Annotated in this window: 17 protein-coding genes; 11 read left to right on the forward strand and 6 right to left on the reverse strand. The window is 47.4% G+C overall.

Annotated elements, in window-relative coordinates:
* Nucleotides 1-27 precede the first annotated feature (27 nt).
* From aepX to A6A26_RS13065, 9 genes are all read left to right on the forward strand, one after another.
* Nucleotides 28-879: a phosphoenolpyruvate mutase gene (gene aepX, locus A6A26_RS13025; protein ID WP_063879115.1), complete on the forward strand. Its 852-nt coding sequence runs from the start codon at nucleotides 28-30 to the stop codon at nucleotides 877-879.
* A gap of 97 nt (nucleotides 880-976) precedes the next feature.
* Nucleotides 977-3,136 carry an FAD/NAD(P)-binding protein gene (locus A6A26_RS13030; protein ID WP_063879116.1) on the forward strand — a complete coding sequence of 720 codons (2,160 nt, stop codon included), beginning with the start codon at nucleotides 977-979 and terminating at the stop codon, nucleotides 3,134-3,136.
* Nucleotides 3,137-3,194: 58 nt separating this feature from the next.
* A complete protein-coding gene (locus A6A26_RS13035; protein WP_063879117.1) occupies nucleotides 3,195-4,493 on the forward strand; it encodes an aminotransferase family protein in 1,299 nt (432 codons plus the stop codon).
* Between the two features lie 11 nt (nucleotides 4,494-4,504).
* Entirely contained in the window at nucleotides 4,505-5,575 is a 1,071-nt protein-coding gene (gene pgk / locus A6A26_RS13040) for a phosphoglycerate kinase (RefSeq protein ID WP_063879118.1), read from the forward strand.
* Nucleotides 5,565-6,782 (forward strand): MFS transporter, encoded by a 1,218-nt coding sequence (locus A6A26_RS13045; protein WP_063879119.1) that lies wholly within the window; start codon nucleotides 5,565-5,567, stop codon nucleotides 6,780-6,782. Before pgk ends, A6A26_RS13045 begins: the two co-directional genes overlap by 11 nt.
* A gap of 8 nt (nucleotides 6,783-6,790) precedes the next feature.
* Nucleotides 6,791-9,700: an AMP-binding protein gene (locus A6A26_RS13050; RefSeq protein ID WP_074181006.1), complete on the forward strand. Its 2,910-nt coding sequence runs from the start codon at nucleotides 6,791-6,793 to the stop codon at nucleotides 9,698-9,700.
* A gap of 31 nt (nucleotides 9,701-9,731) precedes the next feature.
* The gene (locus A6A26_RS13055; protein WP_256393073.1) at nucleotides 9,732-10,328 is read left to right on the forward strand and encodes a pyridoxine/pyridoxamine 5'-phosphate oxidase; all 597 of its coding nucleotides are present in this window, start codon (nucleotides 9,732-9,734) and stop codon (nucleotides 10,326-10,328) included.
* Nucleotides 10,329-11,326: 998 nt separating this feature from the next.
* On the forward strand, nucleotides 11,327-12,412 hold the full coding sequence (locus A6A26_RS13060; protein ID WP_063879122.1) for a glycosyltransferase family 9 protein: 1,086 nt from the start codon (nucleotides 11,327-11,329) through the stop codon (nucleotides 12,410-12,412).
* Nucleotides 12,413-13,427: 1,015 nt separating this feature from the next.
* A complete protein-coding gene (locus A6A26_RS13065; protein ID WP_063879123.1) occupies nucleotides 13,428-13,772 on the forward strand; it encodes a hypothetical protein in 345 nt (114 codons plus the stop codon).
* 270 nt (nucleotides 13,773-14,042) lie between these two features.
* Here A6A26_RS13065 and A6A26_RS13070 read toward each other — a convergent pair whose 3' ends face one another.
* From A6A26_RS13070 to A6A26_RS25995, 6 genes are read right to left on the reverse strand one after another with little or no spacing between them, the layout of a single operon-like run.
* Complete coding sequence (locus A6A26_RS13070) at nucleotides 14,043-14,771, reverse strand: fimbrial assembly chaperone (RefSeq protein ID WP_063879124.1); 729 nt, start codon at nucleotides 14,769-14,771, stop codon at nucleotides 14,043-14,045.
* Complete coding sequence (gene stbD, locus A6A26_RS13075) at nucleotides 14,737-16,068, reverse strand: fimbrial usher protein StbD (protein WP_063879125.1); 1,332 nt, start codon at nucleotides 16,066-16,068, stop codon at nucleotides 14,737-14,739. The genes A6A26_RS13070 and stbD overlap by 35 nt, the downstream gene beginning before the upstream one ends.
* Before the next feature lie 3 nt (nucleotides 16,069-16,071).
* Nucleotides 16,072-18,630, reverse strand: coding sequence for a fimbrial outer membrane usher protein (locus tag A6A26_RS13080; protein ID WP_063879126.1), 2,559 nt, complete (start codon nucleotides 18,628-18,630; stop codon nucleotides 16,072-16,074).
* Nucleotides 18,602-19,360: a fimbria/pilus periplasmic chaperone gene (locus A6A26_RS13085; protein WP_063879127.1), complete on the reverse strand. Its 759-nt coding sequence runs from the start codon at nucleotides 19,358-19,360 to the stop codon at nucleotides 18,602-18,604. Before A6A26_RS13085 ends, A6A26_RS13080 begins: the two co-directional genes overlap by 29 nt.
* Nucleotides 19,361-19,419: 59 nt before the next feature.
* Nucleotides 19,420-19,959, reverse strand: coding sequence for a fimbrial protein (locus A6A26_RS13090; protein ID WP_063879128.1), 540 nt, complete (start codon nucleotides 19,957-19,959; stop codon nucleotides 19,420-19,422).
* Between the two features lie 22 nt (nucleotides 19,960-19,981).
* On the reverse strand, nucleotides 19,982-20,596 hold the full coding sequence (locus A6A26_RS25995) for a LuxR family transcriptional regulator (protein ID WP_241536735.1): 615 nt from the start codon (nucleotides 20,594-20,596) through the stop codon (nucleotides 19,982-19,984).
* An 816-nt stretch (nucleotides 20,597-21,412) separates the two neighbouring features.
* Between A6A26_RS25995 and A6A26_RS13100 the strand changes: the two genes are divergently transcribed.
* Both A6A26_RS13100 and A6A26_RS13105 read left to right on the forward strand, forming a co-directional pair.
* Entirely contained in the window at nucleotides 21,413-21,676 is a 264-nt protein-coding gene (locus A6A26_RS13100) for a hypothetical protein (RefSeq protein WP_063879129.1), read from the forward strand.
* 113 nt (nucleotides 21,677-21,789) lie between these two features.
* On the forward strand, nucleotides 21,790-22,995 hold the full coding sequence (locus tag A6A26_RS13105; RefSeq protein ID WP_063879130.1) for an FAD-dependent oxidoreductase: 1,206 nt from the start codon (nucleotides 21,790-21,792) through the stop codon (nucleotides 22,993-22,995).
* Nucleotides 22,996-23,432: the final 437 nt, after the last annotated feature.

The raw sequence follows: 23,432 nt of genomic DNA on the forward strand, positions 1-23,432 counted from the left end.
ATTCAACAGTAACATGAGAGGTAATATATGAGTATTCAGAAACGTCTTGCCCGTGGAGAATATACACAGTTCATGGAAGCTCATAACGGGCTCAGCGCTAAAATCGTTGAACATGCCGGCTTTGAAGCTATATGGGCATCTGGATTGTCAATAAGCGCCGCTATGGGGTTATCAGACAGGAATGAAGCCTCGTGGTCTCAGGTCATTAATGCTCTTGAGCAGATGGCGGACAATACCAGCATACCCATTCTCGTCGACGGCGATTCTGGCTTTGGTAATTACCTGAACGTTATGCGGTTTGTAAAAAAACTCAAACAGATTAATATCAATGCTATGTGCATTGAAGATAAAATGTTCCCAAAAGTAAATTCTTTTATTGGTGAAAATCAGGCACTCGCGCCCGTGAGTGAGTTCTGCAATAAAATAAGAGCGGCGAAAGACACCGGCGGTGATGAGTTTACCGTAGTTGCGCGTATCGAAGCTTTAATCTCCGGACATCCAATGGAAGAAGCACTTGAACGTGCTGAAGCTTATAAAGATGCGGGAGCAGATGCTATTTTGATCCATTCAAAAAAATCGGATGCCGGAGAGGTATTTACTTTTTCTGAACGATGGGGCGGTAAATTACCACTCTTCGCAGTCCCGACTAAGTATTACAACACAGAATATCAGGAGTTTGTTAAACATGGAGTAACCAACCTTATCTGGGCAAATCATCTCATCCGTAGTTCAGTTCGTAGCATGAAAGAAACGGCTGACAGAATCTACAAAGAGAAATCCCTTATCAATGTTGAAAAAAATGTATCTTCTCTTGATGAATTGTTTTCACTAACCACTGAACGCTATATGGATGAACTGGAGGCTAAATATAATTCATAAAATTTAATTGCACTCTCTGTATCCTACATAATTTATTAACGTTGTATCTCATTATTAATCAGCTTAATGCTGAGGGTAATATATATTGGAGAAAACAATGATCAAAATAGCTATCGTGGGCGGCGGCCCAAATGGAATGTATTTTTTAAACGGTCTGCACAGTATTTTTAAAGAACTGAATGTGCGCGATAATGTATCCGTAACAATGTATGATCGTCATGGCTATTTCGGTTCAGGCTGGCCTCATTCTCCTGCTCAGGCTAAAACGAGTATGCTGAACAGGATTGTAGGTCAGCTTTCTTTTGCACCTGATAAAACCAATAATGCCAGCGATTCTTTTCCAAAAAGTACACGCATAACTTTCAGTGAATGGCTGGAGAAAAAGTATAAAGCTACGCACAGTGAACGATATAAGCTGAATGCTGATGACTTCCCGACTCGTGAACTTTATGGTGAGTCGCTTGTTGAGATCTGTGACGCGCTGGTCAATGAAGTCAGACAGGCTGGAGTCGGCGTATCGCTGATTAAAGATACTATTAAGCAGATCAGTAAATCTCAGGGTAAATACCAACTGATCGGGGAATTTTATTCTCAGCCAGCTGAATTTGATATCGTTCTTCTCGCGACAGGCCATCAGGAATCAAAAGATAATTTCTATCTGGCCGGAACACTCAAAAAATATACCGAGTACTATAATTTTGCTTACCCACTTTTTGACGTTCCTGACTGGCAGAAGAAAAGCATTGCTGTAATTGGGATGGGCCTGACAGCGATTGATACGCTGCTTTACTACACGGAAAACAAAGGAGGTACGTTCTTTCGCGATAAAGGGAAACTACGTTATCACGCGAGTGGAAATGAACCGAAGAAACTCTATGCGCTGAGCCGCTCCGGCTATTTTACCTACAGCCGCCCGCATAATGCCAAAGAGGTTGATCTCGCAAAATATGAACATCAGGGATATTTTTTCACCCGTTCATTAATCGATCAGATGCGACAGAACCTCGGCACTCCGGCGCACCCGGACAGTTCGCCGGAAAATCATTCTCTGCAGCTTGATTTCGACGTACACGTATTCCCTCTTCTGATGCTAGAGCTCCAGCTTTGCTATTACCGCATTCTTTTTGGTCCCGAGGTGCTGAGTATCATGATTGCTGAGAGCCGCCCTCTTGTTGAGCAGTTCATTACCGGTAACCGGGCCGTAAATTCACAGAAAGAAAGTGCTCTTAACTGGTTGACGCAGGCTACTGACAGGCTTGCTCGTGAGGTCATTTTCCTTACCCGTCGTTTTCTTAATGAAGGGGCTACGTCATCTTTCCACGGGGTTCCGGTTGAAGCCATTGTGAAACGTTACGTTTATGTCATTAGCGCCCAGCAGCCAGGAAAAGAGCACGATCTGCAGCAATTTTCTCTGTCCGCACTCTCCGGGCCAAGCCCCTGGGAGCACAAGGCAGAGCCTGAGGCTCACCTGTTTAACTGGGATATGGTTGTCAACCCTATCCGGAATATGGATTTTGCACCGGGTACCGCATGGCGCGAACGTTTGTTGGCATTCATGCACTGGGATCGCCGTCAATCTGAGCAGGGTAATCTGGACAACCCCTATAAGGGTGCCTGTGATGACGTGTTTCGCGACTTGCGGCAAACTGTTGTTTATGCAGTTGATTTTGGGGGTATTACACCCGCCTCCTATAACAACATGCTCAAGGATTTTTATGCCGTGCATAACCGGGCTGCTAACGGTAACTGCATAGCGCTGATGGAAAAGATGGAAGCGTTAATCGAAGCCGAGGTTGTGGATGTCACTTATGCGCAGTCAAATATTCAGGTTCATGACGAACAGGTTTGGTTACACAGCCTGAGCCAGGCCGGAGAATATACCCGTGTTGATGCCATGATTGATGCCAAATTACACAATTTTAGTGTCCGCAAAGCCAAAAACAGCCTTTTCCGCGATCTCATTGACGCCGGTATTGCCAGTTACTGGGTACATAAGGATACCCGTGGCGTTGAGTGTGCGGCTTCGGGATTTAATATCACTCGAAATTTCCAGTTTATTAACCGCGATGGTAAACGCGAGCGCTTTTTCTGCGTAGGACAGCCTTCAGAAGGGATCATGTTCTTTCAGAACGGTTCTATACGCCCCAATGTCAATCACCATGTTGCCAATGACCTGCTTGCATGCATGACTGCGGTCAAAAATGAGCTCAAGGGCCTTCTGCACAAGCAAGAGGAGGATGCCACTCTGACCCACTGACGCATTATCAACAGTGAAATTTACGGTTTTTCCTGACAATCTCATTAAGGCGGTTAATATGTATATGTATCCGTTTACCGGGTATCAGCCCGATGTTCCCAAGGTCACTCATGGCAAAGGCATATGGCTTTTTGATGAAAATGGCAAAGATTATATTGATTCCACATCCGGACCCATGACCGTGAATCTGGGTCACTGCCATCCTGATATTATCGAGGCCATGGAGGATCAACTTAAGCGACTTCACTTTGCCTACCGCTTTCATTTCCGCAGTCAGGAGGCGGAGTTGCTGGCTACCAGGTTAGTTGAACTTTCTGATGATAACAAAGGCTATGCGTTTTTTATGAACAGCGGTTCTGAGGCTTCGGAAGCAGCGTACCGTATTGCCCTTGATTACTTCCGTAGCCGGGGTAATAACAAAAAGACGCTTGCGTTAGGACGAAGAATATCCAACCACGGCAATACCATACAGTCACTGACTTACGGCGACGATCGCGCCCGAAAAGTTAACCTGCTGAATAAGGTCATCGATCCTGCTATCAGCGACTTACGGCTACCACCTTATTATGACCTGCACAAGCCTGAAGGCATTTCATCCGATGAATGGTTAGACATTTGCCTGAATGAAACCTTTGAAACCATAGACAGAGTAGGCGCAGAACATATTGCATGCGTTTATGCAGAGCCTGTCACCGCGTCTTCGGGTGGGGTGCTGATCCCGCATCCTGACTATTTCCGAAAACTTAAAGCAGGCCTGGAGGCACGGGATATTCTGCTGATTGCAGATGAAATTGTCACCGGACTTGGCCGTACGGGCGAATGGTTCAGCATGAAAACATGGAAAACAGAATCTGATATAACCATTATTGGCAAAGGGCTGGGAGCAGGTTTCACCCCCATCTCAGGCGTCATGATTTCAAGGCAGATAGGGGATGCGCTGGCCTCCCTGTCTCCCCCCCATTTCGTCGGACATACCTATTCCGGAAACCCTTTATCGGCAGGCGTGGCACTTGCGGTGCTTGATACGCTGGAAAATAAAATCGGAATGGCGTCAGTCAGGTCCAGAGGGGCATATTTTGGCCGTTTGCTGCAGGAGATGGTTGGCAAGGAGGACGTGGTGGCTGAAATCCGAGGGCAGGGACTGCTCTGGGCTGTGGAGACAACGCTCAGCCGTCAGCGAGCAGAGAAGTTTGTGAAAGTCGGTCACCAGGAGGGCATTAATCTTTATCCGTGTCGGTCATCAGGTAAGGATGGAGAAGCACTGACCTTTCTGTTCACGCCGCCACTCATTATTTCTGAAAAAGAGATGGATGAACTGGTGGGGCGCTTCAGTCGTGTCATGAGTCGTCTGGTATGAGGAGAGCACCGGTGATCCTGTACAGCGCCGGCATCAATATTTCCTCGGGGGTGCGAACGCACCCCAGAATTAACGAAGATGCTGAGTCGATCAAATCGCTCATGAATGGCCAACAGTCCATTCTGATCTATAACCATCAGGGAGATTATTTCAAGAAAACAGCAGAACCTACCCCGTGGATTGCATCTCTTCTGAGCGAACGTTTGCAGCAGCATGTCCATTATTTCCCTGACTGTGTGGGCCGGAAGGCGCAAGACTTTATTGCCCGACTGTCAGAAGGCGAAGTCGCGCTCATGGGAAATACACGTTTTTATCCTGAGGAGCAACAGAACGACGCGACGTTTGCAGCAGATCTGGCAAAGCCGGGAGATCGACTGGTGATCGGCGGTTTTTCTAAATTACACAGGAAAAATGCGTCGAACTGCGCGATCAAAGCTTTCATTCCGTGGTGTTACTCAGAGGGGGTGCTGTCGCAGCTTGAGGAGCTTGAGCAGATACATTCTGCTCTTTACCGCCACAGGCCCACCATACTGCTGCTGGGGGGGAATAAAAAGGAGAAGCTGCAGTTTCTCTTCCATCATCCCCGGCTTCCTTATGTTGACCGCGTCATTGCAGGAGGCGCCGTTCTGAACAGTCTACTCAAAGCGCGTGGTATCCAGATCGGGCAGTCTGACTGTTTTCCCTTACCTGAAAATGTGTCGTTTAATCTGCCCTTATACCTACCAGAGGTCCTGATCGTCTCTGATGCTCAAGGTAGGATGGTGCGACGACCTCTACTGCAGGTCCGTGACAGAGACAGGATAGTGGATTTTATCTTCAGCGAGGAGTTTCTGGCAGATGTAACGGGTCCTGATGACATTTCCTTTTTCGCTGCAGGTCCGCTCAGTGTGCCCGGTAGTCAGTATGCCCATGCGGCATACAGGACTCTAAAAAGAAAGGGGATACAGGGACTTTTCATGGGAGGAGACACGCTGACAGAAACGGAGACATTCTCATTCACATCATCCGGTGGTGGTGCAGTGCTTCACTTCTTCTCATCGGGCTATGAAGACATCAAATTTCAGGAATCGTATGGAAGCTAATTCACTATCATTTCTAAAGCCTGTCATTGCCGTTCATAAGCGCTGCGGTAAAGAGTTAGCAGGAACATTTTTTATTCGCCTAATCTATTTTATCGCATGGCCTTATATGGTTTTGGTCTTTCAGCAAGATTACGGACTCAATACACTTGACACTGGCCTCTTGCTTTTCCTTGCCACACTCACGGCGTTCTTTTCGACACAATTAGCGGGAACGGCAATTGACCGCGGTCATCTTAATATCGTATTCCCTACAGCCAGTTTGACACTGATGGCAGGGCTGTCTCTGCTGTTAGTTCAGAGCCTTCCGGCAGCCGTCGCCGGCCTGAACCTTCTGGTTCTCTCTACGCGCTGTCTGGAAACGGGCTTTAAAGTCAACCTCAGTAATAGCGCGACACGTGAACTCGCCGAGAGTGCACACAATGCCCGATATTACTATGTCAACGTGGGTGGAGCATTGGCACCTGCTTTGGTCGCTCTACTGGGACTACAGGGACGAACCTACCTTTTGTACGGTTCTCTCGCCATGGCACTCTTGATAGCGTTATATACGTTTTACTGCCGACAAGAGACAAGACGAAACACCAACAGCCCCACCATGTCAGCAAGCCTGAAACGGATCTTTCGCGACCGTTCATTCATGATGTTGTGTGTGTTCAGCGTTCTTTTTTATATGGTCATGGCCAGTAACGATACTGTTTTACTGATGTTGCTGAGCCAGCAGTTATCTCAGAAAACAGCCTTGCACTACTATGCAACTGTGCAGGTAATCAACACGCTCATGGTATTGATTGCCTATTTCCCGCTTAATCATGCCTTAAGGCATCTTACACTGTCCTTTCGCCTGAAAGCTGCACTAGGCGTGATGATAGTGAGCCAACTGATGGTTTTTTTTAATCTGCTGAACAGTGAATTTACCGTTGCGGTTTTTGCTCTGATATTTACCCTGGGCGAATTGGTCGCTATCTCTACCTCCAATTTTGCAATGGAGTTACTCACGCCCTCCGAATTCAAGGGCGGATATTTCTCTTTTTACAACATATATATGACCGGCATGGCTTTAGCCCCGCTCCTGGGGGGCGCTTTTATTCACGCCGGTATCGGTGACCGCTGGTATCTGATTACAGTCGCAGCGCTGATAATCGCGTCATGCATTTTTAGCAGGATTCAGGTCGATAACAAGGCAAAAATATTCAATGAAGTAAAGTGAGGTAATGAATGCGTTTTTTCAGACTTCCGCAGGGACAGGACACTGCGATCATCTATAAAAATGAGATCCTGTCACGCGACAGAGTACGATACCTTACGCACTGTCTTGCAGATAAATTACTCAACCATTGGCCTGTAACGCTCAGCAGGGTGGCAATGCTCGTTGATCCTTCACCACGTCAGCAGATAACGGTTCTGGCACTTCATCATGCCGGTATCACCTGTGTCCCTCTGGCAAAAAGCTTGCCGAAAACACGTATTGAAGAGATTACCCGCACGCTTGCGCTGGACCTTATTATTACTGATCTACACATCGATGATATCCCTGGCGTTAACATTGATCAGCTTTTCGAAAATCTCATTGATAATGATGAATTGGTTATCCCTGCCGATGTTGAGCCTGGCGCGGAATGCCTGATACTTCATACCTCGGGAAGTACTGGTGTGCCAAAAGCCATTGCGCTGAGTTGGGATAATATTGCCAGTGTGGTCAAGGCTTTTACTGAAACCCCGATGTTCGGGTCTTCATCAATGGCAAATCGCATATGCAGTTTTGACTTTTCTGTGATTGAAACGTTGCCTTATCTTTACCATGGCAGGCTTTTGCACATCATTGATCAGTCAACTCGTGATGTTCCCCGGCTGCTGGCAGAAGCCATCCTCGACTCACCGGCAGAAGTCGTGGCCATGACCCCCTCCTGGTTTTATGAAGTGGGGCGCCAGATGCTCGCACTTCAGAATGGCAGCTATGAGCGTGTGCATAAAAAAATCATTTTTGGCGGAGAAAAAATCAATTATGCCACCCTGAAACCCTGGTGGGAGGCGTTTGTGGCTGAACAAGGCTGCGAGGTTTTCAACATTTATGGACCAACTGAGTGTAGCGTTTTTGTCACATGGCATCAGGTGACAGACGCAGATACCCTGTGTCCTGCGGCTAAAGTGGGCGAGGCATTTGGAGATAATTCGCTCCATATCGTGGATGAGAATAACCAGAAGATGACCTCAGACGGGCAGCCTGGCCGACTGGTGGTCGAGGGAAGGTCTGTGGCACTCGGCTATCTGAACGCGGCAACGGATGAACGTTTCAGTCGTGAGGGCACGACACGACGCTATGACACAGGAGACATCGTTTATAGGGAAGGTCGCTCGTTCTTTATAATAGGGCGTGGCGATAATCAGGTAAAAGTAAGAGGCTTTCGTATCGATCTTGATGAAATTACCCGGAACATTTCAGCAGTCGATCATATCCGGGATGTTCATGTATCAGTATTAAATAATGAGCGTACTGAGCATATTGTGGCTTTCGTGACGTCCACTCAACCCGATGTTGCCGAAAAGGTCTATGAGCACCTCGCAAACCATTTGCCTGAATATGCACTGCCTAATCACATCTGTCAGGTCGATAACCTTCCATTGAATCCCAACGGAAAAGCTGATGAACATGCACTCCGTAAGCACTATGAACAGGCGCTCGAAGAGAAAAACCTGCGCCTGATGGCCAGACGTATCAAGGCTTACGCCTTTCCGTCACATTATACGCTTGGAGACCTGCATCTCACCTCTTTGGAGATTGTTGAGCTGATAATTGAGCTGGAAATGGCCTATGGGATCAGGCTACCCACCCCTGATAAAAAACAGTTGCTGCATAGCCTGGCTAAAGCGTGTGAAACATTACCCACATCTGCCGTTGCGCAGTCTGATGGTGCCCCTGAAATACCGACGTTCAGCCGGACACTGCCATCGCAGGGATACTACTGTGACAATTATTTTAGATATCAGATACGCCGAGATGCGGTGTCTGTGACCTTACAGTTTTCCGAGCGGTATTCCGAGGAATCCCTGAGAAAAGGCGTCTGGAGTCTGCTCCAGGGTGTTCCTTCTCTTCATCTGAAAATCCGTGAACAGGATGGTGACGTCTGGCAATATGATGCCCACATCCATGACGAAGTAGATAACTATGAATTGAAGGATTCTTCTACAAGTCTACTGTCAAAGGATTTTGATTTTGAAGAAGGCAAACTGTTCTATTTCCAGCTCAAAAGTGGAAGTAAAGGCCCTCAACTCACGCTGCATTTTGCACACGTGATTGCGGATGGTTACGCATGCAGGTGGTTGATAAATGCACTGCTGGCTCTACTTGACGGACAGGCGTCACCTCCGGTAACCCCCCTTCATGCATATGCTAACCGCGTCTGGCAACAGCAGCCGGATGAGCAAACTGGTATAAAACAGTTCTGGGCCCAGCAATCTGTGCTTGAAAGGCCGTCCATGCTTTTTGGGATGATTCCTGCCACGGTTTCGTCAGGGTGTACAGAAGGAATGATTAAAGTGCTTGTGTGCGATTATCTACCTGCTTCACTGCTAAACCGGCTGCTAACGGATACGAATATTTCGCTGCATGCTTTGGTGTCTTATGCAGTATGGCGCGCGCATCAGGCACTCTGCACGCTGGACCAGCTGGAATTTCACTCACCAATAGGTAACCGTAATCGCGAGAACCATGCCGTCATTGCAAATATGATTACGATAGTACCTTTCAGTATCAGCCTGCCTGCTGAGGAAAGCCTCCTTCGTCAGTTGATTGCAATGGAACAAGCCATAGCTGAACACATCCGTTTATGTCAGCTCAGTTGGGGGGAGACCGCTGATTTGACCGGGCGCAGAAGAATCTCGCTGATTGTGGCTGAAAGCCCTAAGCTCTTCAGTGACAGCAGACACGGTGTTCATGAGGTTGATTTAGCAGGGCCGGTGATCGCGAAAAATGCACTTTCATTTTTCTACTGTTCCTACAAGGACGCACTGCATATTGATATCAGATATAACAATTCAGTGGCTGAAGGCTCTGTTATTGAAACTATCAGTGAAACCCTGAACAGGGAACTGCAGGGAATAGCTGACAGACTGTCAGATAACAACTAATACCTACATCAACATCCCGAAAAGTCAGGAGATAAGCGTTATGGCAGAAAATCCTATGGCAAAGTTTCATCAATGGTGGACAGAGTACAAACGAGATGTGTCTCCTGCCCATCCGGGCGCAGTATGTGTATCAACGGTTTCAGAAAGTGGCGCGCCGCGCGCCCGGTTCGTCGGTCTCAAATCTGCTGATGAGGATGGGTTCGTATTTTGCACGTGGTTTGATTCTCCCAAAGGTAAGGATTTGAACCAGAACCCAAAAATCGCGCTAACCTTTTGGTGGGAAGAAAAAGGCTGGCAGGTAAGAGTTGAAGGTACGGTTGAACAGGTCAGTGAGCAGGAGTCAAAAAAGGAATGGGCTTCGCGGTCACGTGACGCCCAGCTTGCTACCCTTTGTTTTAAACAAAGCCAGCCTCTTGATTCGGAAGATGAACTTTATGATATGTACCGTCGAGCACAGGCTGAGACAACTGACGGACCCGTAGAGAAACCGGCGCGCTGGGGCGGCTACAAAGTAATACCCGTATCGATAGAGTTTTTAACTTTCCGTGAAAATCGCATGCACTTACGCGAATACTACTACCGTAAAGATAAAATCACCGACTGGGAAAAAACACTTCTTCAGCCCTGAAGCTTCCCCACGTTTCCTTCAGTCAATGCCAGACTGTGACGTAAAGAACAGGCAGGATGGCATTTTTCGGACATCAATTTTTACCTGGTTGGTCACCATACCTGCGTAGCATTCTCAAGCAGAAGTGTGCGGATGAGCATAGGTTACTCGTAGATCATTATATTAAAGGTACATTTTAGCGCCTCGGGCCGCAAAGTAATGCTATCGAAGAGAGTGATCCACACTGAATTTATGATGGCCTAAGGATTTATTGAAGCGGCCTGGTGAGGCTGGATGGGGGATTAAGATAGACAGCTGGATTTGAGGGGCTGGCTTTTGGCTCTCATCAGGCTACTGCGTGGATCTTTTCGTTGAGCCATTTAAAAATCCCCTAATGGCATTAATAATCACCTCTGGGTTAAATATACGATAGAAGATCGTATCAGCATCATAGGGGGAAGAGGCCAAAAAATGTCAGGTTCGTTGACCCGTTTCTTAGAACATCCTGCGGCGCTTGTTTTACATAATAATAGCGCGCTTAAGAGCCTCTGCCTGACAGTGATAATTGAACCTCTGATTAAGATATGCACCCATCCTATTTGGAATCAGGGGGGAAGCTCGCTGGATTTCAGACATCATGGGATCATCCCGCATCCCTAACAAAAGTTCTTTCCTGTGTTTTATCAGTAAATCTCGCCATGAATTTTTAGAAAAAGACAGGCTGAATTGACCCTGGGCTAATTCCAGAATGAGGATGTTATCGTGCGGTCGCTTGTGTGTGAAGGTTGCTTAAGGACATCACAGGCGGTGTGGTTTGCTGAGAATGCCAGTCAATGATAGCAGGCCGGTTTCTGGCACCGACGGGGTAGCTTCGCCCCTGGCGATTTATCATATATACTGCGCCCTTAGTTTTCGCCTGTGACCACGAAAACCCCCGTGTTGTTGCCGCCTTAACGGCGTGATAAATGGGTTTTCCAGTGACAAACAGTAAGGATAATGAGGCGTCAGTCAGGACTACTATGAGTAAAATTGCAAAACAACTAGCCGCCAGATTGTTCCTTTCGTTGTGGCAGGTGACAGGTTATCGCGTCAAAAAAATTGACCGTTTTTCTGAACAGGATGACCTGAAAAATATCGCTATTATTTCGAATACGGCGCTTGGCGACTTTTTGTTTAACACGCCAGCAATTGGTGCGATAAAAAAACGCTGGCCTGATGCCAGAATCATACTGGTTATTCAGCCGCGAAATCATGCCCTGGTGGCAGAAAGTGAAATGATCGATAAGGTCCTGTACTGGGATGGAAAATTTCCCGGCATGTTGTCGCTGGCCCGGGCCTTAAGGAAAGATCAGGTGGATGCCACGTTTATCCTGCACTCCCGCACGCCTTACGACATTGTCACCGCCTCACTGGCACGTTCAAAATACATATTCAAAGACGTTTACTATGCGGATTACCAGGGCAAAGAAAACTTTATTCTGGCCGGCTGTTTATCTGCATTTTATGACAACAGAAAGAACGGCAACATTCATCTCATTCGTCAGAAAAAAGACATGCTCACCGCGGTCGGTATTGATGTGCCATCGGACGCCATGTTTATTCCTGCGCCCTTCAAACGTCAACAGAATACCGTCCCGGTTATTGGCATTCATGCTGGCGCGTCCAGTTCCGAACGGTGCTGGCCAGAAGCCTTCTATTCGCAGCTTATTGAGAAATTAATAGCCCTGCATGACGATCTCATTATTGAACTCATCGGGGCACAGGGAGAAAAGGCGCTGAATCAACGGATCATTGATGGTATGGGGATATCCAGCGATCGCGTCATCAACGTCGCGGGTACCACCAACCTGATTCAGCTGGCTGAAAAAATCTCCGGTTTTGCGACGTTAGTGGTGGGAGACACGGGGCCTTTGCATCTGGCCGTGGCGGTGCAAACACCGACGGTGGCCTTGTTCAGTAACCAGAGCACCATCGATGGTGCAGCTCCTTTGCAAGATCCGCATCTCCATCAGGTTTTGCGCCCCGCAGAAGAGCAGGCAGGATTACGTGCGATAAGCTGCAATGAGGTATATGAGGCCGTTGAGCGTAATCTTTCTGAGCACTAATTTCTCTTGAGTGCCAGGCATGGTCGGTTCATCCCGCTGCCTGGCCCCATCAGCTTTACGACGCTGTCTGAGCCCCTATTGTTGATGCATCGTATTATCGCAGTTATCAACCACGTCTTACGTGACACATAATAGTATCGCTGGGGTGATGAGAGTCGCGACCGGGGATGGATATGGATGCGCAAGGTGCGACCATAAGATCTTTCAGCACGTTATCACTCACTTAACGTTTAGGCTCATATACCAGTTTATCCGGTCAGCGCTCGCAGCTAACGGAATGTGGAGATTGGTTTTTTAACTACATCTTTCCAGGAAATATTGACATCTAGGGGAGTAAAATGATGCGCCGGTAATACTATAATCGAGCATGAGTAAAGTCCTGACCGATTATCTAAAGCCTTTATATCTGTCATGTTCACTCTATATTGTATACCCATTAATCGCTTAATGTCAGTCCACCTCTATAAAACCAATTTACCATCTTGAATTTTTTTTGGAAATTATAAAGAATTTATTCAAATAAAAGTGATGTATTTGCATTACTTTTGCGCTATGCAATATGACTGTTTTGATTTTTCTTGGTTATACCGGTATCTGTATAGATAGTCTGGTGGATAAGTAATTTAGGGGGGTACTTCATGCCACTTTCATCATTGGGTGTCATTTTTATTTTCCATCATTACAAGGCTTTACTGATTTTGAACAATAAAAAATTTAAATGATGATGTATGTTGGTTAGATGAAATGTTGACGGTTTCGCTTCTTAACGTCTGTAAAAGACAGAGAGGTTTAACCAGTTATTTAATTCATACATTAATCGCATCCAGAGTGGATGGCTAAACTGTAATAATTAGGAGGTTTTTTATCTAAAAAATTATATTTTAAACGACTAAGTAATAATTATTTCTTATGCGCTATATGAACTCAAAGGGTTATATGAGGTTAAGAAATGTTGAACATTGTCGTTGTAAAAATTTTATAAAATAGGATTTATTATTACATTAAGGAGCAATACATGTGGTTTTTCAGAAATGCTAAAATGATCCCATGGAGCTTGACCGACAACATTCCTGGACAGACTCTTTCGATAGGTGCAGTAGAAATCAATCCTGACGTTACAGAAGAGCAAAAAAAATATAAAGTAGCAATGCGACTTGAAAACGTTGGATGTGATACTGGAATAATAAACTGGCACGGAGGTCCATTTGTTAGCCCCGGATATGTATTCATTAACTACAACGGTACGCGAAATATTTTAACTTATGGGACTTCGGTTGACAAGCTCGACACTGTCGGCGATTTTCTGGAATATCAAAAGGAGAATGTTAAAATTTACCATAATCTCGTTAACAGGGGATAATTAATGAAAATATGTTTATTTTGCCAATTAATGGCTATCTATTTACCGAGGCAGTCATGGAAATCATGGTGTATGAAAATGAAGAGGATCAGAGAGATAATATCGAATATGATGCTTTCCGGTTAAATGCTGTGCTCTGTCCGCTTACGAAAAGTTAATCAGATGAAACCTGCGCTTCCTTGAGGACTGTACCTTGTTAGAGGCACCGCGTCTCAGTGCCTCATTATAATTCTATATAATATAACTTTGTGCCAAAAATACTTAATTCACCTACGTCCCAGGTGTAGGGTGAAGCATGCTGTAATATTTATCAGCATTACCCCTGTCATCAATCACTTCATATTCCACGTTTGCCCCAGGATTAAGCGGTGTGGTGACTGGTACCGCAACATAAGACTGTGGTTCTACCATAATATCTCTCAGCACCTCTTTTTCTACTTTGACGTTCAGGCTCATATACCAGGGCGTTGGATTAGAAATCATGATTTGCTGGCTTTGTCGGGTAAAGCGTAGCTTTTGTGCATCTTCCGGTTGAGGCGCACCAAGCCCTGTCGGCCGTATAAACACTTTCAGGCGCAAACGCAGCGGCAGAATCACTTTTTGGTCGCCCGGGTTATCCGATTTTTTGAGCGCGGGTATCTGGTAAATATTCAACCAGTACAACGTCTCTTTACCCGCTCTTAGTTTCGCCCGCGAGGTCAGCATCAGCTTAAGTGAGCGTAATTCGCCAGGCAGCATTTTCAATACCGGCGGTATGGCCATGACCGGTGTCTTACTTTTATCCGGCGAAGCATGAATGTCGCCATCGTCCGTCCAGATTTGCAAAACGGCAGGGCTGCTCTCGCTATTGACCAGGTTAATGGACTGCGCCATTTCGTTAGCGTTGAAAACAATACGTGTTTTATCAATGTTCACAACGGCCGTTGCCTGGGCTGACAGCATCGCCGTGAGGAAAAACAGGCTGCTACTGAAAGCTGACCACCACTTGTAACTGTGCATTAACGGTTCCTGAAGTGATAACTTGTCCGGGAATAGCCTCAAGAGAGGCAGTAAAATCGCCGCTGTAGATCTCGCCGTTGTCTGATGACGCAAGCGTGGTCAGATCTTTATAGGCATACCACCCGCGTGCATTGCCTGTGCCGGTGCTGGTCATATCCGGTAACAGGTTGAGTGCGGCACCAGCGCTGTTATAAATTTTTATCCCCACGCCCGAGGCGGCGCTGTCATTGTCATCACCATAGTTTGTGTCGAGCAGCCAGGTTAATCCGCCGCTGCTGGTGGTCAGGCCGAGTGTGTTGGCCATCGTAACGGCCCGGGGCTGGTTTACCAGAAACCCCATCGCGACGTTGGCTGATGTTTTGGTGGAGTTGTTGATACTGGAGATCGCCCCGGCCTCACAGCGCAAATTGACAGAAAAAGGCGCCTGACTACTGCCACCATCAGCCAGAGCGCCTACACTGATCACCGGCAGGGATACTACAGCAGGATAATCCTGCACCTCGCAGGCAGCGCCGCGAACGTAGGTGACCGTATTGAAGGAGCTCCAGCCAACAGGCCAGTTAAAATGCCATCCACTATACTTAGTGCTATGGTCGTCACCGGGTTTCAGATCATCGCTTTGTAGTCCGGGACCTTTAAACGCGATATAGCCACGAGGTTGGTTGTTCTTATCAGGATAATACGCCTCACTATTCATGAAACGCTCAGTTCCATCAATTTTAAACATTTCGTACAGCACACGGCTGAACGCGCTGGCAGGAATATAGATTTTATCCCCGTCAGAATACCAGTCGCTGGCATTAAGCTGTCGTGCTTTCCAGTAGCGACTGTAATATTCCCCCGTAGAGAGGTTGGTCATTCTGACCGCCACGTTTTTGGCCTTATCATAATAAGCGCCTTCAACTTCATTCGTGGCATATTTGCCCGCTGTATCCCAATCGCCATTGGTGGAATACATTTCATAGAGTTTATCTACATCGCCCGCATCGCAGCGGAACAGAATCTGATTCGGCGTAAAGGCATCCCGCATGGGCGTGTTGACGGGATCACCCACCGCACTGGCCAGTAATGTGCCTGCCGGCTGAAACAGGCTACCTGTATTGATATTAATTATTGCCGGTAACGGCAGTTTCCCCGTGCATTCATCACAGGCCCCTGTCCATAACTTCGCGGTATAGCCAGCATTTTTAGCCGCCGTAGAAAGCTGACTCTGACTGGATACGACCGTACAGTTTGCCAGTAACGGAAGCGGAATCAGTCCGGTGGCGATCAACAAAAGCGTTATTCTAAGCAACACGCGTTACTCCTTATTACACAAGCCGGGAAGATGGATCATCTGATCGTTGTGCTTTCCGGTAATTTGATAATTCACCAGGCAGGTTTGTTGACCGTCGTTATTCCAGATGACTTTGAGCGTGCCGGAGTCATGAGGTACGCGTGCGTACAGCTGGCCGCCCTGGCCAACAACGCCGATGACGGTGTTATCCGCATCACGGACTTCCGCGCCCATAGGTGGCGTTTCCCCCTCATTACTGGTGAGCGAGATCAAGACTGCTTTGCCTTTGATCGTGGCGAAGTTCACCTGCACCACCGCGCCAGCGTAAGGCACAACCCGATGACTCCCTCCGCTTAGCTCGGCATCGGCGTTCATATCCAGCGTGTCCAGGCTAATGTTGTTTTCGCGATACGCGCTCAGGGAGGGCAGAATGGCATAGCCGAAGCGATCGATAACGGCGCCCTGACCATTACGCACGCGTGCGCCCTGTGCGCCATCGGCCTGCACCAGGGCGAAAGTATCACTGCTGTAAGGACCAAGTGTGATGCCTCCCCGGTGAAGAACCAGGCTGCCGGAAGCACCCAGTCCAGCCTGGCGATAGCTTTCGCCCTGGCCGTAATTGGCACGGAACGCCCCAAGTCGGGTATTCTGCTGAACATTTCCACCGACGTTCAGTGCATGTCCACTGTTGCCGTTGCGGTAGTGCTCGCTACCGCCATAAAGGGAATAGGCGATATCGCGGTTGTCACCTGCTGAGCCCGACAGGGAGAGTGATGAGCTTTGTGTCTGCTTCGACTGGTTGTAGTGATAGGAAACAGAAGCGGTGTTGTGCCAGGTCAGAGGCATCGAAACCGTAAATGAAAAGGTATTTTCTGTGTAACGCTGCTGGCGGCTGTCATCCGGCTGATCGAAGACATTTAGCTCGGCGCGCGTCGTATTCCATGTGGTGCGCTGACGCGCGACATTGAAACCGTAGCTAATCTTTTTCCAGCTATTGTTATAACCGAGCTGTAACTGGGTGATGCGTGACTTGTTGTTATAGTAGTCAGCCGTGCTGCCACTCAGGCTGATCATGCCGAGGTTATCAAATGACTGGCTCAGGGTGGCGGATAACCGATTGCGCTGATTCATCGAATCGGAGTAGTAGCTGATGCCGGTATCATTCTGCCTTCTGACGCCCAACACGTCCTGCAGATCGCGGAAGCCGCTGGTGGAATAACGGTAGGCCGCCAACACCAGATTAGTGCCAGTTTCAAACGTTTTGCTGTAACTCAACTCCGCGCGCCAGCCCGAGGTGTTTTTATTTTGCTCAACGCGCGCCTGTGAAAAAATGGTGTTCATCCCCACGGCACCCATCGGTGAACCCCATACGCCGCCAGCCAGCCAGGCCTGGTAGTCCTTCGCCAGCCGCGAGCCGATCGTTGCCGTAAAACGGTTACTGATGCCGCGCTGTAAAACCCCCTCAAAAAACGTGTTTTCCACGCTGTAATATTGTCGCACTCGCCCCAGCGCCAGCGCGTATTTCCAGTTTCCTGGACGAACAGAGTCCGGCACGGACGAGTAGGGCACTGTAAAAGTGGACCGCTTGCCGTTGGCTTCAATAATCTCAACGTCAAGATCGCCCTGACCGCTGGTGTTATATAAGTCATCAATAACAAAGGGGCCGGGGGGAACGCTGGTTTCGTAAATCACGTTGTTGAGCTGCCGAACGACAACGCGGGCATCAGAGGTGGCTACACCATGGACTTCCGGCGCATAGCCCCGTTTACCCTGCGGCCACATCCGTTCTTCTGAGGCGAGTTTAATGCCGTTAAAGGCAAGACTGCCGAACAGCGAGTTGTTGGTATAATTGTCACCTAATGAGAGCTGACTGTTTATGCTCTCCACAGGACGCTGCACCCAGCTTCTCACCTGATTATACTGATAACGGCTTCCGCTATGACTGTTGCGCAGATAGCGCATATTGCCCTGATGACGAAACTGCCACTTGTCCAGATTCGTGCCTGCGGTAATGCCGCTCCACAAATATTGATAACGATAATCAGACGATCGGTTTTCCGACCAGGTGAAGTTAGTGTTGTGACGCAGAAATAACGCTGTAATGCCTTCATCCCATTCAGAAACGGGGATATAGCCACGGGGAACCCGGTTCAGGCTGGCCAGAGGAAACATATACTGCAAACGAAGTGAAGCCTGGTCGAAACGCCAGCTGCCTGCTTCCGTCCAGTCTGATAATGGCTGACAGTGGGCTGTCGTTTGTTCCATCCGCTGGTTTTTTAACTGCATTAACCTGATGATCTCTTCCGGCAGGCAAGGTTCCACCTCTCCCTCGTCACTGAATTTTTTGAAGTTAATTTTGACGCCGGATTTAATTATTTTATCGTTGAGGTAAATATCAACAAGATAACTTCCTTCAGGAATTGCATTTTGGTTGAATTGTTCAATGTTTTTCCCAAATGTCGCCCCTTTAAACAGTGAGGCGTCGAAATAATAATCTTCACTGCAGGCATAACACGAAAAACAGGCCGAGACGGTAAAAGCAATAAGTTTCGGGCTAATTAACGTCAACCGTAAAGTTTTCACTGATTTTAGCTCCCTGATCGTTAACTGCCGAGACTGAAACTACGCCTGCACCCTGCAAACGTTTGCTGTTGTTAAACCAATAGGTTTGCTTTGCAAAGGGCGAGACCATATCGGCCTCACTTTTAAAGGTGTGATTCCCCACTTTTAAAACAACATCCACCAGGGAAGCATGCCAGGGTTGTGGGTTGTCAATTTCAATCCCATTGCCTTTATTCGCCTGATACAGGGGAGTGACTGTTATGCCTTTCAGGATGTTTTTTGGTGCGCCAATACGCTCAGGGCGATAAAAAACCTTCATGCGATTACGCAATACCACCAACATGACATTCTGTGTCTTATCCTGATTTATATTTGATGGCGGAATTTGCAGGGTATTAAACCAGTAAACAGATTCACGATCCTGAGGCTGTGCAACGGTGTTATTCACCATAACCTTCGCGATCTGACCTGCCTTCGGCTGAATGCGGAATACCGGCGGTGTAATGATAAAAGGCGTATTTACGCGATTTTCTGGCTGTGAGTTTTCGTCACCGTTATCAAACCAGCTCTGAATAACATAGGGAATGGCATCGTTATTTTTAAATTGCACATCCATAGAACGCGCCTGCCCAGGGTAAATAATACGGCTGCCCATAATCGTCACGCTGGCGTTTGCGTAAAAGGGCAATGTTAATGCGGGGGTTACTGCTAGCGAGAGCGTCAACGCCAATAACAGTCTGCGAATAAACATAAATCAGTTCTCAATAGTTTATGGTGCACGCCAGACAACTGACGTGCACCGGATCAGTATTACTGGTAAGTCACCGCATATTGAAGTGAAGCACTAACGGTACCCGCCGTTGCTACGTCGGTCGCCAGATACTGCGCGGCATAGGTAGCCGATTTTTCGGTTTCGCCGGAGCTCAGGGTTAAATCACCATCACCGATATAGGTACTGGTTAAATTAATCTCTGCACCGGTGGGGTCCAGTAACTGAATTTCGACGTTTTCAGCATTACCACTGTTTTTCAGATTACCGTTGTCGCTCACGTTGTTACCAATAAATACGGTGGACACGCGCGTTGAATTAGTCGAGCCGGTACAGCCACTGATAGCGACGGAGAAGTCCGTTTTGCCCGCGACTTTTCCGCTTGCATCCAGTTCGTTCACGCCCACTGTCGGCATCAACACCAGCGGTGCACTGTTATTACCATTCACGTTGACTGAGCAAGTTTCATCGCTCACTTCACCCTGAAAGTTAATGGTGTTATCAGAATTCGCGAATGCTTGTCCTGATACCAGCGTCGCACTGATTAACAGGGATAAGGCCATAGCTTTGGTTTTTAACATGAGGTATTTTCCTTTTACATTTTTAACTGGAGAACAACTGATTCAGGCTGCTTCCCGTCTTCCTACGAACCGAATCTTTGATGCAGTAAATTTTTTTAACGCTAAGCTCCATTTTTTTTGATATTTCACTCAGAGAAAATCCGTGATTGACCAGATCAAGAAACTTAACCTCATCAGTGGTTAACGGATTAATCCCTTTTTTTTCACCTCCTTTTAAACCGTAGTAACATGCGTTAATTGATTTTTTAATATCGACGATGGCTGTTCCTGGGTAAATGACCGTATTAATACTTTTATCCTGTTTTTTCCAGAAAGCAGCTAAGGATGCCAGTCTGCGGTCGCAAACCAGGATGATAATTAAACTCTGTGATTTCAAATAATCCAGCCAGTTATGACTGGTAAAAAAGCGTATGTTGTGTGTTGAAAAATCCACAAATATACAACCTTTTGTAAATAAGCTTTCATATCGACCAGAAACGACGGAAAGAATGCCATTAATTAAGTAGTAGTTCCGCGCTGGCCAAATAACCACTTTTTGTATCGGGCACCGTTTAATTTCTTCTGTTAGCTCATTGGCTAATTCACACCGGTAGCGACAACTAAAGCAATATATACTTTCTCTCGTAATCCTTCTCATAAGCTTGTTTTGCTGCTCGTTAAGGAAGGTGAGATAAACATAGCATTATTAAACCTTCTAATTCAACGCGTTGGGCGATTGCATGGCGCAATGGACATGGAATAATCCTAAAGTGTCATGTTTCATTTATTTTTAACGCAAAAAGGAAATTTATCCCACAACAGTGCCATTTATTGTGAACTTAAAAAGACAGTATACTTTTTATGAATTCAGATAATTTCATCCTCCCCAGGATTTTTCTATTAATATTAAGGATGCGATCAATAAAATTATCGCACTTTAAGATAAAAACGGTCCATTGATTAAATTTTTGTAAAAACAACATATCAATAACAGGTGGCGTTAATGTGTTGTTAATTCCTGTGAGGCTAAAGATGAATTATGATCATAATATTAATGGTATATTTTAAGTATGATAGCAATATGTTGCTTGCTTAATTTTTACGCAATGATGCACGAGATAGTCAACGCGATTTGATCTTTGTGTGTTCACTTACAATTCAATGAAATTTATTTAATCTTTTTGACAATGTTGTCATTTATCGAGATGTTATTTGATCGCTAAATGTAAGAGCTAAACGCCATTTTTTTCAGGTTAACAACAATAAGTTATCAATTTTGATGGAGGTCGAACGAGGGAATAACATAATAAGACGCACTTACCCAGCAGCTTTGTAACTATTGTTATAATTGCTCGGCTAAAATGTTATAGCTGTGCATCTGCCTCTGATAAGGGATGTTCTGATAACCGCTGTCTATCACAATCAACAATGATAACAATTTGCTACCCGGTTCCATCAGGGTAATTATGGAGGTATGACGACATATCGCATTAAAGTGGGTTACCACAACCCTTCAGCACTGACGTTCATGCAACTGGATGAGCAGCTTGCTGACCACGCGTTTTACAGCGCACGCGCCGACGCGGACAGCGGCGGCTTCCGCTATTTTCAGGAGTATGAATACCAGTCCGATTCTGCCGATTATTGTTCGGTGTGCTCCATGGCTTACCATCACGCCTGTAAGGTCAGAAAATGCCCGCTGGTGCTGGTTGAAATAAAAGAAGATCACCCCGGCTGACAGCGTCAGCGCGCGGTTTCTGGCAGCGACCTGTGCAATATCCCTGTACTCCCTCGGTACTTAAATCATCCGTGCTGGCCTACACTGACAACGTACATTTTAAGGGGTAAGCCATGTCATCTACTGAACACATTATGTCTGACTGCTGTATTGTCGGCGGCGGCCCGGCCGGTCTGATGCTGGGTTATTTACTGGCGCGTGCCGGTTTGCAGGTTGTGGTGATCGAGAAGCATGCCGACTTTCTCCGCGACTTCCGTGGTGACACTATTCACCCTTCCACCCTTGAGGTGATGCACCATCTGGGTCTGCTGGATGACCTGCTGAAACTGCCTCACCAGCGCGCAGAAAAGCTGCAGGCGGAAATGGGCGGCCAGGAGGTGACGATGGCCGATTTTTCGCGTCTGCCGCTCCAGTGTCGTTTTATCGCATTCATGCCACAGTGGGATTTCCTGAATTTCATGGCGGAACGCAGCGCACAGTTTCCCGGCTTTACCCTGTTGAAATCCACAACCTTAAACCAGCTGCTAACAGAAGAGGGTGAGGTAAGCGGTGTTGTCGCGTCACAGGCAGGCCAGCCGGTTGAGATCCGTACCCGTCTGGTGATTGGTGCTGACGGTCGTAACTCTAACGTACGTGCACAGGCCGGCCTGGTGAGTCAGCATTTTGGCTCGCCGCGTGATGTGGTGTGGTTTCGTCTGGACAAAAAGTCTGACGATCCCCAGTCAGGCATGGGCCATACCGGGCCGCGCAACAACTTTATCGTCATCGACAGGGGCGATTACTGGCAGTGCGGGCTAACCATCGAGAAAGGGCAGTTTGATGCGCTCCAGGCCGAGGGGCTTGAGGCGATGAAACACAAGATTGCCAGCGCGTCTCCCTTTTGTCCTGCGCGCCTGGCGGAAATTGACAACTGGGATCAATTCAAACTGCTGTCTATCCGGATCGACAGGCTCAACCAGTGGGCGAAGCCGGGCGTGCTCTGTATTGGTGATGCGGCTCATGCCATGTCTCCGATTGGTGGCGTTGGCGTTAATCTTGCTATCCAGGATGCCGTTGCCACGGCGAACCTGCTGACCCTGCCGTTGTTAAAGGGAAAGATCACGTTAAGGGATCTGGAAAAAGTGCAGAAGCGTCGCCAGTTTCCCACCGTTGCAACGCAGTTCCTGCAAATCAAAATGAGCAGTAAAAAGAAACCGGGCAGTGAGGGCAAAAGTAAAATGCCTGACATCATCCGTAAGTATCCCTTTCTGCGCTTTATTTTTGGCCGACTCATCGGGATGGGATTCCGTATGGAAAAGCCACGCAGATTTCACAACTGAAGGTGTGTTGATTCTGGGATGCGGCGCTGTCGTGGATGACGGCGCTTTACCGCACCCGGTGTTTCCTTTGAGCCTGACAAGTCCCGCCATCAGCCTGAAGCCAGGCGTGGGCTGGGCTTTATGTTTAAGGTTCACTGTTTACGGCTTACTGTCACCCACAACCTAAAACCTACAACCCACAACCCACAACCCACAACCCACAACCCACAACCCACAACCCACAACCCACAACCCACAACCCACAACCCACAACCCACAACCCACAACCCACAACCCACAACCCACAGCCCACAGCTCACAGCCCACAGCCCACAGCCCACAGCTCACAGCCCACAGCCCACAGCTCACAGCCCACAGCCCACAGCCCACAACCTACTGCTTACCACTCATCGCCCATCGTTTTAGCGTTTATACTGCTAATCGCACCATACTCACGG

Source organism: Pantoea sp. OXWO6B1, assembly GCF_001641135.1.
GTDB lineage: Bacteria > Pseudomonadota > Gammaproteobacteria > Enterobacterales > Enterobacteriaceae > Pantoea > Pantoea allii.